At 74.7% G+C, this 18513-nt stretch carries 18 protein-coding genes and 1 pseudogene; 7 read left to right on the top strand and 12 right to left on the bottom strand.

The genetic code is table 11. The features are described from left to right. Positions 1-14 precede the first annotated feature (14 nt). Together PH190_RS06510 and PH190_RS06505 are read left to right on the top strand one after the other, a co-directional pair. Positions 15-533, top strand: a complete 519-nt coding sequence (locus tag PH190_RS06510; protein WP_274230669.1) for a DUF2771 family protein — start codon at positions 15-17, stop codon at positions 531-533. A gap of 137 nt (positions 534-670) precedes the next feature. Then, positions 671-2461 carry an RICIN domain-containing protein gene (locus PH190_RS06505; RefSeq protein ID WP_274230668.1) on the top strand — a complete coding sequence of 597 codons (1791 nt, stop codon included), beginning with the start codon at positions 671-673 and terminating at the stop codon, positions 2459-2461. Positions 2462-2537: 76 nt separating this feature from the next. Here PH190_RS06505 and PH190_RS06500 read toward each other — a convergent pair whose 3' ends face one another. Both PH190_RS06500 and PH190_RS06495 read right to left on the bottom strand, forming a co-directional pair. Continuing rightward, positions 2538-2924 (bottom strand): cold-shock protein, encoded by a 387-nt coding sequence (locus tag PH190_RS06500; protein ID WP_274230667.1) that lies wholly within the window; start codon positions 2922-2924, stop codon positions 2538-2540. Between the two features lie 123 nt (positions 2925-3047). After that, positions 3048-4697, bottom strand: coding sequence for an AMP-binding protein (locus PH190_RS06495; RefSeq protein ID WP_274230666.1), 1650 nt, complete (start codon positions 4695-4697; stop codon positions 3048-3050). Between the two features lie 125 nt (positions 4698-4822). On the opposite strand from PH190_RS06495, the gene PH190_RS06490 reads away from it, so the two are divergent. Then, positions 4823-6016, top strand: a complete 1194-nt coding sequence (locus PH190_RS06490) for a phosphorylase family protein (RefSeq protein WP_274230665.1) — start codon at positions 4823-4825, stop codon at positions 6014-6016. A gap of 10 nt (positions 6017-6026) precedes the next feature. Here PH190_RS06490 and PH190_RS06485 read toward each other — a convergent pair whose 3' ends face one another. From PH190_RS06485 to PH190_RS06465, 5 genes are all read right to left on the bottom strand, one after another. Continuing rightward, a complete protein-coding gene (locus PH190_RS06485) occupies positions 6027-7565 on the bottom strand; it encodes an AMP-binding protein (protein ID WP_274230664.1) in 1539 nt (512 codons plus the stop codon). A gap of 230 nt (positions 7566-7795) precedes the next feature. Continuing rightward, a complete protein-coding gene (locus PH190_RS06480) occupies positions 7796-8890 on the bottom strand; it encodes a sulfate/molybdate ABC transporter ATP-binding protein (RefSeq protein ID WP_274230663.1) in 1095 nt (364 codons plus the stop codon). After that, the gene (locus PH190_RS06475) at positions 8887-9696 is read right to left on the bottom strand and encodes an ABC transporter permease (RefSeq protein WP_274230662.1); all 810 of its coding nucleotides are present in this window, start codon (positions 9694-9696) and stop codon (positions 8887-8889) included. Before PH190_RS06475 ends, PH190_RS06480 begins: the two co-directional genes overlap by 4 nt. Beyond that, a complete protein-coding gene (modA, locus tag PH190_RS06470; protein WP_274230661.1) occupies positions 9696-10445 on the bottom strand; it encodes a molybdate ABC transporter substrate-binding protein in 750 nt (249 codons plus the stop codon). Before modA ends, PH190_RS06475 begins: the two co-directional genes overlap by 1 nt. 20 nt (positions 10446-10465) lie before the next feature. Further along, entirely contained in the window at positions 10466-10870 is a 405-nt protein-coding gene (locus tag PH190_RS06465; RefSeq protein ID WP_274230660.1) for a TOBE domain-containing protein, read from the bottom strand. Positions 10871-10987: 117 nt separating this feature from the next. On the opposite strand from PH190_RS06465, the gene PH190_RS06460 reads away from it, so the two are divergent. Further along, positions 10988-12193 carry an acyl-CoA dehydrogenase family protein gene (locus PH190_RS06460; RefSeq protein ID WP_274230659.1) on the top strand — a complete coding sequence of 402 codons (1206 nt, stop codon included), beginning with the start codon at positions 10988-10990 and terminating at the stop codon, positions 12191-12193. Between the two features lie 57 nt (positions 12194-12250). Here the strand turns inward: PH190_RS06460 and PH190_RS06455 are convergent, their stop codons facing one another. Next, on the bottom strand, positions 12251-12952 hold the full coding sequence (locus tag PH190_RS06455; RefSeq protein WP_274230658.1) for a response regulator transcription factor: 702 nt from the start codon (positions 12950-12952) through the stop codon (positions 12251-12253). Positions 12953-13178: 226 nt separating this feature from the next. Between PH190_RS06455 and PH190_RS06450 the strand changes: the two genes are divergently transcribed. Beyond that, complete coding sequence (locus PH190_RS06450) at positions 13179-14444, top strand: hypothetical protein (RefSeq protein WP_274230657.1); 1266 nt, start codon at positions 13179-13181, stop codon at positions 14442-14444. Beyond that, positions 14428-15558 (top strand): hypothetical protein, encoded by a 1131-nt coding sequence (locus PH190_RS06445; RefSeq protein WP_274230656.1) that lies wholly within the window; start codon positions 14428-14430, stop codon positions 15556-15558. Before PH190_RS06450 ends, PH190_RS06445 begins: the two co-directional genes overlap by 17 nt. Before the next feature lie 35 nt (positions 15559-15593). Here the strand turns inward: PH190_RS06445 and PH190_RS06440 are convergent, their stop codons facing one another. The 4 genes and pseudogenes from PH190_RS06440 to PH190_RS06425 form a co-directional block, all read right to left on the bottom strand. After that, entirely contained in the window at positions 15594-16046 is a 453-nt protein-coding gene (locus PH190_RS06440; protein WP_274230655.1) for a hypothetical protein, read from the bottom strand. Next, positions 16043-17095, bottom strand: coding sequence for an efflux RND transporter periplasmic adaptor subunit (locus PH190_RS06435; RefSeq protein ID WP_274230654.1), 1053 nt, complete (start codon positions 17093-17095; stop codon positions 16043-16045). The genes PH190_RS06440 and PH190_RS06435 overlap by 4 nt, the downstream gene beginning before the upstream one ends. Positions 17096-17183: 88 nt before the next feature. Further along, positions 17184-17636, bottom strand: a complete 453-nt coding sequence (locus PH190_RS06430) for an NAD(P)-dependent oxidoreductase (protein ID WP_274230653.1) — start codon at positions 17634-17636, stop codon at positions 17184-17186. A 40-nt stretch (positions 17637-17676) separates the two neighbouring features. Continuing rightward, a pseudogene (locus PH190_RS06425) lies at positions 17677-17820 on the bottom strand (NADH-flavin reductase); the annotation flags it as partial. Between the two features lie 45 nt (positions 17821-17865). Between PH190_RS06425 and PH190_RS06420 the strand changes: the two are divergent. Further along, positions 17866-18510: a TetR/AcrR family transcriptional regulator gene (locus PH190_RS06420; protein ID WP_274230652.1), complete on the top strand. Its 645-nt coding sequence runs from the start codon at positions 17866-17868 to the stop codon at positions 18508-18510. Positions 18511-18513 lie beyond the last annotated feature (3 nt).

Genomic DNA, 18513 nt, shown 5'->3' with positions numbered 1-18513 from the left:
CCCGTGAGGTCACTGTGAGATCGCTGCGCTCGCTCCCCCGCCGCACGCTCGTGATCGGCGGTGTCGTGCTGGTCGCCGTCGTGGCCGTGGTGGTCGTGCTCGTCGTGCGCGCGACCGCCGGGCCCTCGTCGCCGGGCGACGTCACCTTCGCCGCGGGCGGGGCCACCGCCACCGTGGGCGCGAGCCAGTTCTGCGACGTCCAGGTCACCGAGTGCGGTGACGACCCGGAGGCGACTGCCGTCCTGCGCGTCCCCCCGAACACGCCGTTGACGGTCACCGTGCCCGAGGAGGTCGCGAGCACCCCGTGGCAGCTGGCGTTCACGTTCCGTGACCCCGCGGGCGCGACGCAGCAGGGCCGCAGCCCTGTGTTCGCGCCGGGCACGACCCCGAGCTTCACGCTCGTCCTGCCGGCCGCGCCGGATCAGCTGACCAGCGCCGAGGTCCAGCAGTACGGCGCGCGCATCAGTCAGGGCCCCAACGGCCTGGAGTTCGCGACGCGCGCGACGTGGGTGCTCAGCGTCGACGACCGCTGACCGGGCGCGACCCCGCCCGTCGAGTGACGCCCGATCGAGTGGCGCCGTCCACTTTCACTCGGATGGCCCTGGGTATCCGGTAACGCAGATCGACATCGTGCGCGACTGCATCGGGGACTCTCGGGGGGAATCTCTACATGGTCACGTCGCGTGCTGTCACCGTCCGTCGCCGCGCCTCGCGGTGGTTCGCCGTGCTCGGGGTGCTCGTCGCCGCCGCGCTCACGTTCTCGACGGTCGCCGTCGCGCCGCATGCCGAGGCGGCCACCGTCCTCGGCCAGTTCCGCAACGGCTCCGGGAAGTGCCTGGAGAACCTCAACAACGCCACGACGACGAACAACACCATCCGGATCAACGCCTGCGGCCCGACGACCACCCAGGCCCAGCAGTTCAGCCGGTGGTCGAACGACGAGGCCATCAAGACGCCCGCGGGCCGCTGCCTCGGGACGCTGAACAACGGCACCGCGGCCGGCACCTACGTCGTGCTCGTCGCCTGCAACCCGGCGAACAACACCCAGCACTGGGTGGTCCGCACCGACGGGCTCGTGGTCAACCGGCAGGCGGTCCGCTGCCTCGCGCCGCTGAACAACTCGACGACCAACGGCACGCGCACGGTCCTCGCGAACTGCACCACCGCGGCCGCGATGCGCTGGACCGTCCCGGCGGCCTCCACACCGACCACGACGCCGACCACGACCACCACCCCGGTCCCGCCGACGACCACGACCACCACCACGGTGCCGCCGACGACGACCACGACGACCGTCCCGCCGACGACCACCACCACCACGACGCCGCCGCCGCCGGCCGGCCGCGACCCGCTGCGCCAGCCGTTCTCGTCGACGTCGATCTGGAACATGCCGATCGGCAGCGGCGCGGTGTACGTGCCCGCGGGCCTGCCCGCCCTGCCCGGCGGCAGCACCGGCGCCCGCGTCCCGCAGGTCGACGACGAGCCGCTGATCCTCACGCCGACCGCGCCCCTGACCGACATCCTGTTCAGCTCGGGCGGCTGGGGCGGCGACCGCTGCCAGTACGACTCCTCGCGCGTGCTCGCGCGGGCGCCGATCCCGTCGGGCTACGTCCTGCCCAGCGACAACAAGAACCAGAGCGCCGCGATCCTCGCCGCCGACGGCCGCACGATCATCTCGCCGCAGCCGCTCGCGCGGTGCCGGGCGGGCGGGCCCGCGACCAGCTACGTCCGCTACCCCGACCAGGACATCTACGGCCCGGGCATCGAGGGCTCGCACGGCGGGTCGGGCATGAGCGCGCTGGGCGGGTCGATCCGCATCGGCGAGCTGCGCCCCGGCCAGCAGGGCCCGCGGCACGCGCTGAAGGTCAACCTGTACGCCCGCGGCGAGCTCGGCGTCTGCGGTCCCACGCGGGCCGAGTGCTTCCGCTGGCCGGCGGTGAAGTCGGACTCGCGCGCGGTCACCTGGTACGGCCAGGCCACCAACAACCAGAACACCGCCATGCGCATGGGCGCCCTGCTCGCGCTGCCGGCGAACACGAGCATCACCTCGCTGAACCTGCAGACCGAGCCCGCCCGCCAGATCGCCTGGACGCTGCAGAACTACGGCGCCTACGTCGTCGACGACACCAGCGGCCCGTCGTTCGCCCTCAACGCCGAGAACGGGCCGGGCGGCAACATGCGGACGCAGTTCCGCGGCGACTGGGGCTACGACTTCGAGATCTACGCGAGCAACGCGAACGCCTGGAGCCGCGACCTCCAGAAGCTCCGCACCGCGCTCGCCGTCGTCGACAACAACGGGCCCTCGAGCATCGGCGGTGGCGGGACGCCCCGCCAGCCGCTGCTGCCCGAGCTCGTGCAGCCGATGGTGACGGTCCCGCCGACCGTGCCCACGGCCCCGCAGACGACCGCGACCAGTGGCCCCGTCCCGCCGACGACCACCGCGCCGGTGCCGGGCAGCTGATCCCCGGGGCGTGAGCGCCCGTCCGTGCCCCGGCACGGGCGGGCGCTCCCGCGTGCGGCGCGACCCGTTCTCGAGGTCAGCCCTCGAGCTCGCGCGCCACGGCGCGGACGACCTCGGCGAGCTGCTTGGTGTGGCGCCGGTCCGGGTAGCGGCCGCGGCGCAGCTCGGGCTGCACGCGGGCCTCCAGGATCTTGATCATGTCGTCGATGAGGCCGTGGAGCTCGTCGGGCGAGCGGCGGGCGGCCTCGGCCACCGACGGCACGGGGTCGACGAGCCGGACCTGCAGCGCCTGGGGCCCCCGCCGGCCCTCGGCGATCCCGAACTCGACGCGCTGCCCGGACTTCAGCGTCTCCACCTCGCGGGGCAACGCCCCCTTGGGCACGTAGACGTCCGCCCCGCCCTCCTGCGAGAGGAAGCCGAACCCCTTCTCGGCGTCGTACCACTTGACCCTGCCGGTCGGCACCGTCGTCTCCCGTCCTGCGTCATCCACGACAAAGCGCCCCGGCGACCGTGCCGGAGCGCAGACGTCCAGTTTATCCCCGCGCGGCCACCACGAATCCGCTGTCAGGACGCCGTCGTGCCGGATTCAGGCCGTCGGGCTCTGGGACAGGCCCAGCAGCTCGAGGGCCTCCTCGCGCATCTGGACCTTGCGGACCTTGCCGGTCACGGTCATCGGGAACTCCTCGACGACGTGCACGTAGCGCGGGATCTTGTAGTGCGCCAGCCGACCCTGCGCGAACTCGCGCAGCGCCTCGGCGGTCAGCGGCTCGGTGCCCGGCTTCTGGCGCACCCAGGCCATGATCTCCTCGCCGAACCGCTCGTCGGGGACCCCGATGACCTGGGCGTCGACGATGTCGGGGTGGGTGTAGAGGAACTCCTCGATCTCGCGCGGGTAGATGTTCTCCCCACCCCGGATGACCATGTCCTTGATGCGGCCGGTGATGTTGATGTAGCCCTCGTCGTCCATGACGCCGAGGTCGCCGCTGTGCATCCAGCGGGCGCGGTCGATGACCTCCGCGGTCTTGTCGGGCTGCTCCCAGTACCCGAGCATCACCGAGTAGCCCCGGGTGCACAGCTCGCCGGGGGTGCCGCGCGGCACGGTGCGCCCGGTCTCCGGGTCGACGATCTTCGACTCGAGGTGGGGCATCGTGCGCCCGACGGTGGACACGCGGCGGTCCAGCGAGTCGTCGACACGGGTCTGCGTGGACACCGGGCTGGTCTCGGTCATGCCGTAGGAGATGGCGACCTCGGTCATGCCCATCCGCTCGACGACCTGCTTCATCACCTCGATCGGGCACGGCGAGCCGGCCATGATCCCGGTGCGCAGGCTCGTCAGGTCGTAGGACTCGAAGTCCTCCAGCCCCAGCTCGGCGATGAACATCGTCGGCACGCCGTAGAGCGAGGTGCACCGCTCGGCGGCGACGGCCTCGAGGGTCAGCGTCGGGTCGAACCCGGGCGCGGGGATGACCATCGTCGCGCCGGAGCTGGTGCACGCGAGGTTGCCCATGACCATGCCGAAGCAGTGGTAGAAGGGCACCGGGATGCAGACGCGGTCCGTGTCGTCGTAGCCGATGAGCTGCCCGACGAAGAAGCCGTTGTTGAGGATGTTGTGGTGCGAGAGCGTCGCGCCCTTGGGGAAGCCCGTCGTGCCCGACGTGTACTGGATGTTGATCGGGTCGTCCGGCGTCAGCGTCGCCTGCACCTCGCGGACGCGGGACGTGTCGCCGGAGCGGTCGAACAGGCCGTCCCACTCGTCGGAGTCGATGATCACGACCCGCTGCAGCGCCTGCCGCTCGGGCCGGACCTCGTCGATCATCGCGACGTAGTCGGAGGTCTTGAAGCTGCGCGCGGCGACCAGCAGCGAGATGCCCGCCTGGTCGAGCACGAACGCGAGCTCGTGGGTCCGGTAGGCCGGGTTGATGTTGACGAGGATCGCGCCGATCTTCGCGGTCGCGTACTGCAGCAGCGTCCACGGCGAGCAGTTCGGCGCCCAGATGCCCACGCGGTCGCCCACGGCCACCCCGGCCTCGAGCAGCCCGAGCGCGAGCGCGTCGACCTCGGCGACGAACTGCGCCCACGTGTAGCGCTCGCCCCGCGCCCGGTCGACCAGCGCCTCGGCGTCCGGCCGCGCCCCGGCGGTCCGGTCGAGGTTGTCGCCGATGGTGTCCCCGAGCAGGGGGATGTCCGAGATCCCCGAGGTGTAGCTGGGGACGAGGGGCTGGGCGGGCGCCGTCACAGGAGACCTCCGGGCACGAGCACGTGTGCGACCACTGTGCGGATGCTCTGTGGTCGCGGCCACGATGTCACGCCGGTCGCCCCGCCGTCACCGGATGATCGGACGGGCCTGGGACCATGCGGACCATGGGCGACGTGGTCGAGGTCGACGGCACCGACCTGCAGGGCAGCGACGCCGGCGACGTCGAGAAGGCGACCGACCGGCTCGTCGACGTGCTCGTCGCCGCCGACGAGGACGGCTGGTACGGGCGCCTCGAGGTCGTCCGACCGTGGTCGCAGCACAACCCGCACCTCGACGGCGAGTTCGCCCGTGCCGGAGCGATCCGGCGCTACCTGTGCCGGGAGCTCGCCTCGTTGCTCGCCATGGGCGCGCGGATCACGGCGAGCCGGTCGCGCGTGCAGCCGCCGTTCGACGACCCCGACTTCTTCGTCGCCCTCGACGAGGACCGCGTCGACACCCGGTCGAAGAAGCTCTTCCTCTTCTCCCCCGAGCGGATGGCGCTGTCGATCGACCGGATCGGCCACTACACGGGCACGCCCGCGGTCGCGTTCCAGCGCCACGTGCTGTTCACGAACTACGCGATGCACGTCCAGTCGTTCCTCGAGCGCTTTCCCGACGCCGTGCGCCCCGACCGGCCGGGCGCCCAGATGCCCGCCTACCACCACGTCACCGAGGCGGGCGACGGCGTCAGCCTCGTGAACATCGGCGTGGGGCCGGCGAACGCGAAGACCGCGACCGACCACGTCGCCGTCCTGCGCCCCGACACCATGATCATGATCGGGCACTGCGGCGGGCTGCGGAACCACCAGCAGAAGGGCGACTTCGTGCTGGCCACGGGCTACCAGCGCGCCGACCACGTCCTCGACGAGGTGCTGCCGCTCGACGTGCCCGTCGTGCCCAACCACCGCCTGAACTCCTACCTGCTCGACGCGCTGCAGCGCGCCGGCATGACCTACCGCCTGGGCATCGTGCACACCACCGACAACCGCGACTGGGAGTTCAACCAGCAGGCGACGCTGCGCGCGATGCGCCTGAGCCGCAGCGTCGCGGTCGACATGGAGTCGGCGACGATCGCGGCCAACGGCTTCCGCTACCGCGTGCCGCACGCGACGCTGCTGTGCGTCTCGGACAAGCCGCTGCACGGCTCGCCGAAGCTCGCCGCCGGCGCGCAGGAGTTCTACGAGGCGTCCAAGCGCCACCACCTCGACCTGGCGCTGACCGCGCTGGGGTCGGTGCGCCGCGAGCACCCCGAGGGCCTGCCCGGTCAGGAGATCCGCGCGGTCGACGAGCCGCTGTTCGGGGGCCCGCCGGACCTGTAGGGGTGCCGCGCTAGTGCACGCCGTGTCGGTGTCCCGCCCAGTAGGGCTCGCGGAGCTTGTACTTCTGGACCTTCCCGGTCGCCGTGCGAGGGATGGACTCGCGGAACTCCACTGTCGTCGGGGCCTTGAAGCCGGCCAGACGTTGCTTGCAGTGGGAGATGACGTCCTCCTCGCCGATCTCCGTACCGGGCGCCCGGACGACGAGTGCCTTGACCGTCTCGCCCCACGTGTCGTCGGGCACGCCGATCACCGCGACCTCGGCGACCTCGGTCAGGTGGGAGATGCAGTCCTCGACCTCGATCGACGAGACGTTCTCTCCGCCGGAGATGATCACGTCCTTCTTCCGGTCCGAGATCGTCAGGTACCCCTCGTCGTCGATCGAGCCGCCGTCGCCGGTGTGGAACCACCCGTCGGCCAGTGCTTCGGCGGTGGCTCCGGGGTCCTCCCAGTAACCGTCGAGGACGACGTTCGACCGGACGAGCACCTCTCCGACGTCGGAGGTCGTCAGCTGTACGCCGAGCGCCGGGGCCCCGGCGCGTCCCGATCGGCGTGCGCGTTCTTCGGCGGGCAGCGTGGTGTCGGCCGGCCGCGTCCGGTTGAAGGTGACGATCGGTGAGGTCTCGGTCAGCCCGTAGATCTGGATGAACTCCCAGCCGAGCTCCTCGTCGATGCGCTGGATCATCCGCGTCGGTGGCGGGGCGCCCGCACACACGATCCGGACGCGGCCCCGGCCCGGGACGTCCCCGTCCCACGAGGCGGCGGCGTCCAGCACCGCGTTCCACACGGCCGGGGCCCCGCACATCACCGTGACGCCGTGCTCGTCGACGCGTCGGAGGACCTCGGCGCCGTCCACCTTGCGCAGCACGACCTGTTTCGCGCCGAGGCCGGCCAGCGGGTAGGGCAACCCCCAGCCGTTGGCGTGGAACATGGGCAGTGTGTGCAGGTAGGTGTCGCCCTCCCACAGGCGCAGGTGCATCCCGAAGCTCATGGCGTTGACCCAGAGGTTCCGGTGCGTGATCCGGACGCCCTTGGGCCGAGCCGTCGTCCCCGAGGTGTAGTTGATCGTGGCGGTCGCGTCCTCCCACGGCTCCGACCACGGTCGAGGCGTGGCGCCGAACCGCATCACGTGCTCGTCGGTCTCCCCTCCCAGCACGAAACGGTGCGCTGCCTGGACCGTCTTGAGCGGCTCATCGAGCTCGGGATCGACGAACAGCATCGACGCGCCGGAATGCCGGACGATGTACTCGACCTCCTCGGCGCGGAGCCGGAAGTTCACCGGCACACAGATGCGTCCGGCAGCGGGAACCGCGTACATCAGCTCCAGCAGCCTGGCCGCGTTCTGGCTCACCACGGCCACCCGCTCCCCCTCGCCGATCCCGAGGGCGTCGAACCCGGCCTGCCAGGCGCGGACGCGGACGAGGAGCTCGCGGTAGGTCATCGTCCGCAGCGGGACAGCGGGCTGGACGGGCTCGTCGACCACGGCGACGGCGTCTGCGTTGACGGCTTCGGCCCGGTAGAGGAAGTCGTTGACCGTCAGTGGCACACGCATGGCTGCTCTCCGTCCGACGCCGGGCGGACCCGCCCGGCCGGTCCGTGCCGTCACGGTCCTCGGTCGACCGACACCCTGCGGGCACGGCGGCGTCACTGGTCGGTTGCTGTCCCCGGTCGCGTGTGCTCACGCAGCGGCCTGATCCCGCCGGACCTGTGAGGTGCGCTGCGCGCAGGTGAGCAGAAAAGAGTGCCGGAGCACTTCTTTCTGCTCACGAGCGCGGAGCGCACCTAGCGGCGGCGGGGGTGCACGGCGACCTCGGTGGCCTTGACCGCGAACCACAGCTCGTCGCCCGGCTCCACGCCCAGCTCGGCGACGGCGGCCGGGGTGACGTCGGCGGCGAGGCCCTCGACCCACCCCGGACCGCCCGGCGCCGCCGCCGCGCGCAGGCGCACCACCTCGCCGCGCGGCTCGAGGGCCGCGAGGCGCACCGGCAGCACGTTGCGGGGGCTGCCCTCGGGGTGCTTGCGGTGCACCGCGACCGCGCTCGGCGGGAACACCGCGACCGCCGGCTCGCCGTCCGCGAGCTCCTCGGAGGCGCGCCCGTGCACCGTGGCGCCCTCGGGCGTCGTCAGCCCGGCGGCCGACGCCGCGCCCCCGACGAGGTCCAGCCCCGCGACCCGCGCCGCGAACGCCGAGCGCGGGCGCGCCAGCACCTCCGCCGTCGGGCCCTCCTCGACCACCGCGCCGTCGGCCAGCACCACGAGGCGGTCGGCGAGCACCACGGCGTCGACCACGTCGTGTGTGACCAGCAGCGTCGTCTGCCCCGTCTGCCGCACGACCCGGCGCAGCACCGAGCGCACGGCCGGCGCGGCGTCGACGTCGAGCGCGGCGAAGGGCTCGTCGAGCAGCAGCAGCTCGGGCTCGACGGCGAGCGCGCGGGCGATCGCCACCCGCTGCGCCTGCCCGCCCGAGAGCTCCGAGGGGCGGCGTTCGGCGAGCTCACCGAGGCCGACGTCGGCGAGCCGCTCCTCTGCCGCCGCGCGCGCCGCCCGTCGTCCCCGGCCGGCGCAGCGGGGGCCGAAGGCGACGTTGTCGCGGGCGGTCAGGTGCGGGAAGAGCAGCGCCTGCTGGCTGAGCAGCCCCACCCGGCGCCGGTGGGCGGGCACCGCGAACCGCGCCGCGGTGTCGGTGAGCACCCGCCCGCCGAGCGTGATCCGCGCGTGCTCGGGGGCGTGGAGGCCCGCGAGCGTCCCGAGCAGCGTCGACTTGCCCGACCCGTTCGCCCCGAGCACCGCGACCACCTCGCCGGGCGCGACCTCGACCGCGACGTCGAGGGTGAACCCGCCGCGCCGGGTCGTCACCCGGGCCTCGAGCGCGGTCACCGCACGCCCGAGACGTCGCGGGTGCGGGTGGCGACGATGACGAGGACGGCGACGACCACGAGCACCAGCGACATGGCCACCGCGCCGTCGAGGTCGTTCTGCGACTGGATGTAGATCAGCAACGGCAGGGTCTGGGTGGTGCCCTGGAGGTTGCCGGCGAAGGCGATCGTCGCGCCGAACTCGCCGAGCGCGCGGGCGAACGCCAGCACCGACCCCGACACCAGCCCCGGCAGCACGACCGGCAGCGTCACCCGCCGCAGCGCGGTCAGCGGCGGCGCGCCGAGGGTCGCGGCGACGACCTCGTAGCGCTCGCCGGCCGTCCGCAGCGCGCCCTCCAGGCTGACGACGAGGAAGGGCATGGCGACGAAGGTCTGCGCGAGGACGACGGCCTCGGTGGAGAACGGCACCGTGATCCCGAACCACGCGTCGAGCAGCTGCCCGATCGGCCCCGTCCGCCCGAGCAGGAACAGCAGCGTGAGCCCGCCGACCACCGGCGGCAGGACCAGCGGCAGCAGCACGATCGAGCGCAGCACCGCCAGCCCCGGCAGGTCCGAGCGCGCCAGCACGAGCGCGAGCGGCGTCCCGAGCAGCAGGCACAGCGCCGTCGACACCAGCCCCGTCTGCAGCGAGAGCCACAGGGCGTCGAGCGCGGCGGGGGTGGTGATCAGCGCGCCGAAGTCGGCCCAGTTCGTCCGCAGCACGAGCCCGGCCACGGGCACCGCGATGAGCCCGAACCCCACCACCGCCGGCACCCACACCGGCCAGGGCAGCGCGAGCGTGGTCGCGCCGCCCCGGCGGGTGCGCATCACCGGAGCGTGAACCCGGCCTGCTGCAGGGCCGCGTCGCCCTGGGGGCCCGTGACGAAGCGGATCCACGCGTCCGCGAGGTCGGCCTGACCGCCGACGACCGCGCCGACGAGGTAGTTCTGCGCCGCGCCCGGCGCCGTGGCCTCCGGGAAGTCGACGCCCTGGACCTGACCGCCCGCGGCCCGCACGTCGGTGACGTAGACGAGGCCGGCGTCGACGTTGCGGGTCTGCACGCGCTGGAGCACCGAGCGGACGTCCTGCTCCTCGCTGACCGGGTCGAGCGTGACGCCCGCGGCGCGCTCGGCGGCCTCGGTCGCGGCGCCGCACGGGACGGCGGGCGCGCACACCGACTCGGTGACCTGCGGCCCGACCAGGGACGGCAGGCCGGTGACCTGCTTCGGGTTGCCGGGCTGCACGGCGATCTGGAGCCTGTTGGTGGCGTAGGTGACCGGCTCGCCGGCGATGCGCCCGGCCTGCTGCGCGGTCTGCATCGTGCGGGTGCTGGCGGTGGCCAGCACGTCGGCGGGTGCCCCCTGCACGACCTGCTGGGAGAGCGTGTCCGAGCCGCCGAAGTTGAACACCACGGTGGTGCCCGGGTTGGCCTGCTCGAACCGCGGCTTGAGCCCGTCGTAGACGTCGGTCAGCGACGCGGCCGCGGAGACGGTGAGCGTGCGGGTGGGCTGTTGTTCCCCATCGGACGATCCGCACCCGGTGACGGTCAGCGCGAGCGCGGCGGCCAGGGCCGTCACGACGAGCCTGCGGGCGCCGCTCACGCCATGCCGCCGGGGGTCTCGACGATGATCTGCGACGCCTTGACGATCGAGACCGCCAGCGAGCCGACCTCGAGCCCGAGCTCCTCGACGGCCTCGGTGCTCATCAGCGACACCACGCGGTGCGGCCCGCACTGCATCTCGACCTGCGACATCACCTTGTCGCTGCTGATCGAGGTCACGAGGCCGACGAAGCGGTTGCGCGCGGAGCGGCCCACCCCGGACGGGTCGGGGGTGGCGTGGGCCTGGGCGCGCGCGAAGGCGGCGAGGTCGGCGCCGGCGATGACCTTGCGTCCGCTGGCGTCGGTGGACACCGGCAGCGAGCCGCCGTCGGTCCACCGGCGCACCGTGTCGTCGCTGACCCCGAGCAGCCGTGCGGCCTCGGCGATCCGGAAGTGCGTCACGGCGGGCAGTCTAGGCCCGAGCCTGCGCCAGTACAGCCCCAGCTGCTCCGCAGGTCCGGAGATCGGTCACGGCGGTCAGGGCTCGCCGGGGCGGCGACGCGGTGGGAAGGTGCGGGCGTGGACTTCGCACCCAGCGCCGCGGCCCAGGACTACACCGACCGCATGCGAGCTTTCCTCGACGAAGCGGTCCTGCCCGCCGAGAAGGTCTACGACGCCTGGCGCGAGGAGCGGCGCGGGACGCCCGCCGAGCACGACCTGCCGCCGGTGATGGAGGAGCTCAAGAGCGAGGCGCGCCGGCGCGGGCTGTGGAACCTGTTCCTCCCGGACGTCTCCGGGCTGTCGAACCTCGAGTACGCGCCGGTCGCCGAGGTGTCGGGCTGGTCGCCGGTGATCGCGCCCGAGGCGATCAACTGCCAGGCGCCCGACACCGGCAACATGGAGACCCTGCACCTGTTCGGCACCACCGAGCAGAAGCAGCAGTGGCTCGAGCCCCTGCTCGCCGGTGAGATTCGCTCGGCGTTCGCGATGACCGAGCCGGCCGTCGCGTCGTCGGACGCCACCAACATCACCACCTCGATCCGGCGCGAGGGTGACGAGTACGTCATCACCGGTAAGAAGTGGTGGATCTCCGGCGCGGCCGACCCGCGCTGCCAGGTCTTCATCGTCATGGGCAAGACCGACCCGGACGCGGCGACGCACCGCCAGCAGTCGATGGTGCTCGTCCCCCGCGACGCCCCCGGCCTGACGATCACCCGCCCGCTGCCGGTCTTCGGCTACCAGGACCAGCACGGGCACTGCGAGATCGAGCTCAACCAGGTCCGGGTGCCCGCGTCCAACCTGCTCGGCGAGGAGGGCGGCGGCTTCGCCATCGCCCAGGCGCGCCTGGGCCCGGGTCGCATCCACCACTGCATGCGCCTCATCGGCATGGCCGAGCGCGCCGTGGACGCGATGGTGCGCCGCGCCAACGACCGCGTCGCCTTCGGCAAGACGCTCGGCGAGCAGGGCGTCGTCCGCGAGCAGATCGCCGAGAGCCGCATCGCCATCGAGCAGGCCCGCCTGCTCGTGCTCAAGACGGCCTGGCTGATCGACAACGTGGGCTCGCGCGGCGCGGCCACGGAGATCGCGGCGATCAAGGTCGTGTGCCCGCGGATGGCGTGCGACGTCATCGACCGCGCGATCCAGATCCACGGCGGCGGCGGGGTCTCCGACGACTTCCCGCTCGCCTACGCCTACGCCTGGGCCCGCGCGCTGCGCCTCGCCGACGGCCCGGACGAGGTGCACCTGCGCTCCGTCGCCCGCCAGGAGCTCAAGGCACACGGATGAGGCCGGTGCGCTGACGCGCTCGTGAGCAGAAAGAAGTGCTGGAGCACTTCTTTCTGCTCACCTGCGCGGAGCGCACCGGGCGGGCGCGGGGACGAAGAGCCCGAGGCGCCAGGCGTGGCTGACCGCCTGCGCCCGGTCGCTCGCGCCGAGCTTGCGGAACAGGTGCCCGGTGTGGGACTTCACCGTGTGGTCGGAGAGGTAGAGCCGCCGGCCGATGTCGGCGTTGGTCAGCCCGCGGCTGACGCCGATGAGCACCTGCACCTCGCGCACCGACAGCTCCAGGCGCCGCTGGGCCTGGAGGTCGACCACGACGTCGTGCAGGCCGTCGGACCGCGCGCCGACCATCGGGCCGTCGGCGGGCGCCGCGGGGCGGGGCACCAGGTCCTCGCCGGCCGCGGTGGCCGCGGTGCTGCGCACGAGCGTGCGGATCATCGCCCGCGGCGCGTCCCAGCGCAGGAACCCCGCCGCGCCCTCGGCGACCGCCTGCTGGGCGGGTGCGTGCGCGCCCGCCGACCCCGCGACGAGGACACCGGTGGCCGGCGACTCGGCGAGCACGCGACGCACGGCGGCGAGCCCGGTCGGCTCGGTCTCGGCCAGCCCGAGCACCGCGATCGCGCCCGGGGTCGCCGCGAGGTGCGCCATGAGGTCGTCGACGTCCCGCGCGACGGCCACGGCGTCGGGGCCCGCGACGGAGTCGACGAGCAGCCGCAGCCGGCGGCGTGCCTGCGGACGCTCGTCATGGACGACGCACGTCTCCACGGACCCCCCGTCCTCGCGCACCCGGGTAGAGGTACCTCATCGGGGTGATCTCCGACGACACGACGCGCGGCGCGACGATCACCGAAATGACAGTGCTGTAAGTCGCCCGGCCGGGTATCACCCACATGCGTCGACAGGCGTTTCACTTGTCGACGGAGAGTCCACGACCTTGCATGTCCCGCGACGTCCTCGAACGACCCGAGGACCCGACCCGCGAGGAGCGCCGATGGCGGACGGCCGGACCGGACACGGCGCGACGCGGCCGATCCCGACGCGCGGCCCTCGCTGCGCGTTGGGTGCCGCCGTCGCGGTGGGGGCGGTGGTCGCGTCGGTCCTCGCCGCGGTCGTCACGGCGCCGCCCGCCGCGGCGCTGCCCGCGGCCGAGTCGTGGTCGGCCGAGCTGGCGGTGACCGGCGGCGACGACGGGAACGTCGTGGCGTCCGGTGACGCGGTGCGGCTGCGCGACCTCGCCCCGCGGCCCACCAGCGCCGGACCGGTCCCCGCCGAGGGCACGCTCCTGCTCCCGCCCCGGCGGCCCGCCGCGATCACCGACCGGGTCGCGGCCGACGTCACCGCCGACGTCCCGGCCGGCGCGGAGGTCGTGGTGGCGGTGCGCGGCATCCGCGACGACGGCACGTGGAGCGAGTGGCGCGAGGCCCGCCCCGACAGCCCCGCACGCCTCGACGAGCCGACGTTCGAGGTGCAGGTGCGCGTCACCCTCGTCGCCGCCCCCGACGGCACCGGGCCCGCCCTGCGCCGCCTGTGGCTCACCGCCGACCGGGCCCCGCTCGGCCTCGGCGTCCCGCGCCCGACGACGCCGCTGACCAGCCGCGTCTTCGCCACCCGCATCGGCCTCGTCGGCAACGACACCGCCAACGGCCACGAGGTGGAGCGCGACGACCGGTTCGTCGCCCTGCCCTCGCGGCGCAGCCTCGCGCCGCAGGAGTCCGGCGACTACACCGTGCGCGTCTGTGCGACGGAGACCCGCTGCACCTGGGCGCCCGTCTGGGACGTCGGCCCCTGGAACACCACCGACGACTACTGGAGCGAGGGCCCGCAGCGCCAGGCGTTCGGCGACCTGCCCCGCGGGCGCCCGCAGGCCGAGGCGGCGTTCACCGACGGCTACCGCGGCGGCCGCGACGGCTCCGGGCGCCGCGTGCGCAACCCGGCGGGCATCGACCTCGCCGACGGCACGTTCCGCGACGACCTCGGGCTGCGCGACAACGCCTGGGTGACGGTCACCTACCTCTGGACCGGCACCGGCCCCTCGGCCCCCGCCCGCGACCGCGAGGCCCGCCTCGACGTCCGCGCCGCACCGGCCCCCGACGCGGCCGTCGTCGGCAGCGTCGCCCCGCACGCGCGGGTGTCCTACGACTGCGCGGTGGACACCGCCGCCGGCCGCACCGGCGCCGGCGCCCGGTGGCTGCGCCTCGGACCCGCCCAGTTCGTCCCGGCCGACCAGGTGGAGGCGCGCGATGTCCCGTCCTGCTGACCCGTTCCGCCACGGCGCGCTCGCGGTCGCGGCCGGCTCGCTGGGGCTGGCCCTGGTCCTCGCCGTGCCCGCCGGGGCCGCCACCGACCCGGTGCCACGCACCGAGAGCTGGGGCGCCGAGCTCGCGATCGAGGGCGGCGACGACCGCGGTGTCGTGCTCGACGCGGGCGCCATCCGCCTCACGGGTGCGGGCGTGGGCTCCGGCGAGCTGGTGCTCGCGCCCCGCCGGACCGCGGGCGTCGTCGACTCCGTGCGCGGGGTCCCGTCCGCCGACGTGCCCGCCGGCAGCTCCCTCGTCGTCGAGGCCCGCGGGCTGCGCGGCGACGGGGCCTGGGGCGCGTGGGTCACCGTGCCCCGCGAGGGCGCCGCGCGCCTCGGCGGCCCGAGCACCGAGATCGCCGTCCGCGTGCTGCTGCGTCGGGAGGACGCCGGCGCGGGCCCGGTGCTGCGCGGGCTCTGGCTGACCACCACCGCCGTCCCGCCGACCACGGCCACCCGCACCGAGACCCGCACCGAGACCCGGACCCGCACCGAGACCGCGACCGTCACCGCGCCGACGAGCACGAGCCCGACCACCAGCACGACCACGACCACGACCACGGCCGCGCCCACGACGACCACGACCACGGCCGCGCCCACGACGACCACGACCACGGCCCCACCGACCACCACCGAGCCGACCACCACCGAGCCGACCACCACGACCACCACGGTCGAGCCCACGACGCCCAGGCCCCGGCCCGTCACCACGAGGCCCCGGCCCACGACCACGCCCCGCCCCACGACCACGCCCCGGCCCACCACCACGACGCCGGCGACCACGACCACCACGACGACCGAGCCCGACACCACCGAGCCCGACACCACCGAGCCCGGCACCACCGAGCCGGACACCGGGCCCACGAGCTCGACGACCACCACCACGACCACCACGACGCCCGTGGTCCCGCCCGCCGCGCTGGTGCCCGGTGTGCCGCTCCCGCCCGCCGCGCTGGTGCCCGGCGTGCCGCTGCCGACCGCCGACCTGCCGCCGGCGCGGCCGATCCCCGCGGCGGCGGCGCCGGAGTCGTGGTGGGGCGCCGACCTGCTCGCCTGGCTCGGCCGGGCCTTCTGACGCTGGCCCTGACCGCTGACCCCCGACCCCGGGCCTCAGCCCGGCACGCCCACCGACTCCACCGTCAGCACGCCGTCGAGGTCCGGGACGCCGAGCAGGGTCACGCGCGTTCCCCGCGGCAGCGCGCCGACCGGACCCGGGCGCGGCTCCTGCCCGACGACGCGGGTCGCCGGTGACGTCCGCAGCGCCACGAGCCGGCCGTCGGGGGTGCGGACGGCCAGCACGCCGTCGGTGTTGCTCTCGAGCGTGCCCACGAGCGGCACGCCCACCCCGGCCGGCGGCGGGCAGGACGGGCAGCCGACGGCGAGGTAGCGGTCCGCGAGCACGCCCCCGACCACGCCCAGCACGAACACCGTGAGCAGCGCCAGCCCGATCACCCAGCGCCGCGGGCGGGGCCGCTCCCGCAGGGGCGCCGGCTCCTCGGGCGGCTCGTCGAACGCGGAGTCGTCGTACCCGGGATCGGTCTCCCAGTCGTCGGGGCGGCTCACGGCCGCGGTCCCGCGTCGCGGGGCACGAGGACGCGGTCACCGGCCCGCAGCCCGTCGCGGATCTCCACCGACACCGCGTCGGCGAGGCCCGTCGTCACCGCGACGACGCGGTCGGGGCTGCGCCCGTCCTGGGGGCGCACGAGGACCGTGCCGCGGTCCGGGCCCGTGCGCCGCACCGCGGCGGGCGGCACGACGACGACGCCGATCGCGCGCTCCACGAGCACCCGCACGTCGGCCACCTGCCCGACCCGCAGCGTCGGGGGCGGGACGGGCGCGGCGACCGTGACGCCGTAGGCACCGTCGGGCCCGGGCGCGGGCTCGACGCCGACGACCTCGCCGAACACCGGCTCGCCGACCCCGTCGACGCTCGCCGACGCCGACTGCCCGGCGGCCACGCGGGCGACGTCCCGCGGCGGGACGGCGGCCCGCACCACCAGCGCGCCGAGGTCGGCCAGGCGCACGAAGGGCCGGCGGCTCGGCGCGTCGTCGGGGGTGGGCGCGCCGGCGACGACGCGGTCGCCGACCTGCCCCGCGACCGCCGTCACGGTCCCGTCGCGCGGAGCCCGCAGGACCGTGCCCGCGAGCACCCGGTTCGCCTCGGCCAGCTCCATCCGGTCGCGGGCGGCCGTCGTCTCCAACCGGCTCTGCAGCAGCGGGTCGGGCGGCACGGCGTTGCGGGCGGCGGCGAGGTCGTTCGCACCGTTCGCGACCGCGGTCTGGGCGGCGACGACGCGGGCGCGCGCGGTGGCGTCGTCGAGGGTCGCGAGCACGTCGCCGGCCACGACCACCGAGCCCGGGGTGACGTCGACGCTCGTCACCGTGCCGTCGACGTCGAAGGACACGTCGGCCTCGCCGGCGGTGCGGACGGCGCCGGGCGCGCGGACCTCGGTGACGACGTCGGCGCGCACCACCGGCACGACGTCGGCCGCCGGGGCCCGCACGAGCCCGGGCGCGCGCAGCAGGACCACGACCGTCATGGCACCGGCGAGCAGCACCACCACCAGCACCGTCGGCAGCAGCCCGCCCAGACGGCGCCGACCGGTGGACATGGCTGCCGACCGTAGTGCCGGTCGGCGCGCGACCAGGGGAAGCGCGCGCCCGGCGTGTCACCCGTCCGGTGGTCGCGGCCCAGCGCGCTCAGTCCGCGACGGCGACGAGGTGCCCGACGACGTCGTCCTCGCGCGCGAGCCGCAGCAGCTCCGCGGCCAGGTCGGCGCGGGCGAGGCGGTGCCCGCCGGCGACGTGGCGGTCGAGGGCGCGGCGGGGCCGGCCGGCGCCGGGCCCGTCGAGCAGGCGCGGCGGGCGAACGATCGTCCAGTCACGGTCGCTCGCCCGGACCACCTCCTCCATCCGCGCCATGTCGGCGTAGGGGTGGCGGAACACCCGCTGCAGGATCGGCTTGACCAGCACGCGCACCGCGAGGTCGTCGCCCTCGCCCGGCAGCACCGCGGCGCTGACGACGAGGAGCCGGCGCACCCCGGTGCGCTGCATCGCGCCGATCGCCGCGGTGACGCCGTCGGTGCAGACGGTGGTGGGCGCGCGCCCCCGGCCGCCGAGCGCCGAGCGCCGAGACCACGGCACCGGCCCCACGGACCGCTCCGTCGAGCAGGTCGGCCGCGTCCGCGTCGTGGAACCCCAGGCGCACGACCGTCGCGCCCTCGGGCACGTCCGATCCCGGCCGGGCCACGGCCACGACCTCGTCGCCCGCCGCGAGCGCCTGCGTGACGACCTCGCGCCCGGTCCGCCCGGACGCCCCCAGCACGACGAGCCGCATGGTCGCTCCCTGGTTAGTGAGTGCTCACCAACCTAGGATGGCGGCGTGTCCCCGCCCCGGTCAAGCAGCACGACGCGCGACCGCATGCTCGACGCGGCCCTGGCCGTCATGCGCGCGCGGGGGGTCGCCCGCACCACGACCAAGGAGATCGCGCGCGAGGCCGGGTTCTCGGAGGCGGCGCTCTACAAGCACTTCGAGGACAAGACCGCGCTGTTCGTGGCGGTGCTGGTGGAGCGGGTGCCGTCGCGGCTCGGGGCGGTCCTCGACGGGCTGCCCGCCCGCGTCGGGACCGGGGAGGTCGAGGCGACCCTGGCGGAGGTCGCGGCCGAGGCGCTCGCGTTCTACCGCGAGACCTTCCCGATCGCGGCCTCGCTGTTCTCCGACCCCGCCGTCCTCGCCGCCCACCGTGCGGCCCTCGACCGGCTGGGCACCGGCCCGCACCTGCCGCTCGACGGGCTCGCGGCCTACCTCGCCGCCGAGGCCGACGCGGGCCGGGTGCGCGCCACGAGCGACACCCGGGCGTCGGCGACCCTCCTGCTCGGCGCCTGCCAGATGACCGCGTTCCTCACCGCCTTCCGGGGCGCGCCGGCCACCGCCGCCGACGACACCGACACCGACACCGACGACACCGTCACCGCCCGGTCCCTCGCCCGCGCCGCCGTCCAGGGGCTGCTGCCGCCCTCGCCGTGAGGG

The organism is Actinomycetospora straminea (assembly GCF_028737255.1).
Taxonomy (GTDB): Bacteria; Actinomycetota; Actinomycetes; order Mycobacteriales; family Pseudonocardiaceae; genus Actinomycetospora; species Actinomycetospora straminea.
The sequence above is the reverse complement of the archived record's forward strand: the minus strand, read 5'-3'. Positions and strand labels throughout refer to the sequence as shown.

Bases quoted from the DNA above. Each gene is read 5' to 3' on its own strand.
- PH190_RS06505 (WP_274230668.1), top strand. From the start codon at position 671: ATGGTCACGTCGCGTGCTGTCACCGTCCGTCGCCGCGCCTCGCGGTGG.
- PH190_RS06490 (WP_274230665.1), top strand. From the start codon at position 4,823: ATGGGCGACGTGGTCGAGGTCGACGGCACCGACCTGCAGGGCAGCGAC.
- PH190_RS06485 (WP_274230664.1), bottom strand. From the start codon at position 7,565: ATGCGTGTGCCACTGACGGTCAACGACTTCCTCTACCGGGCCGAAGCC.
- PH190_RS06475 (WP_274230662.1), bottom strand. From the start codon at position 9,696: ATGCGCACCCGCCGGGGCGGCGCGACCACGCTCGCGCTGCCCTGGCCG.
- PH190_RS06450 (WP_274230657.1), top strand. From the start codon at position 13,179: ATGGCGGACGGCCGGACCGGACACGGCGCGACGCGGCCGATCCCGACG.
- PH190_RS06445 (WP_274230656.1), top strand. From the start codon at position 14,428: ATGTCCCGTCCTGCTGACCCGTTCCGCCACGGCGCGCTCGCGGTCGCG.
- PH190_RS06435 (WP_274230654.1), bottom strand. From the start codon at position 17,095: ATGTCCACCGGTCGGCGCCGTCTGGGCGGGCTGCTGCCGACGGTGCTG.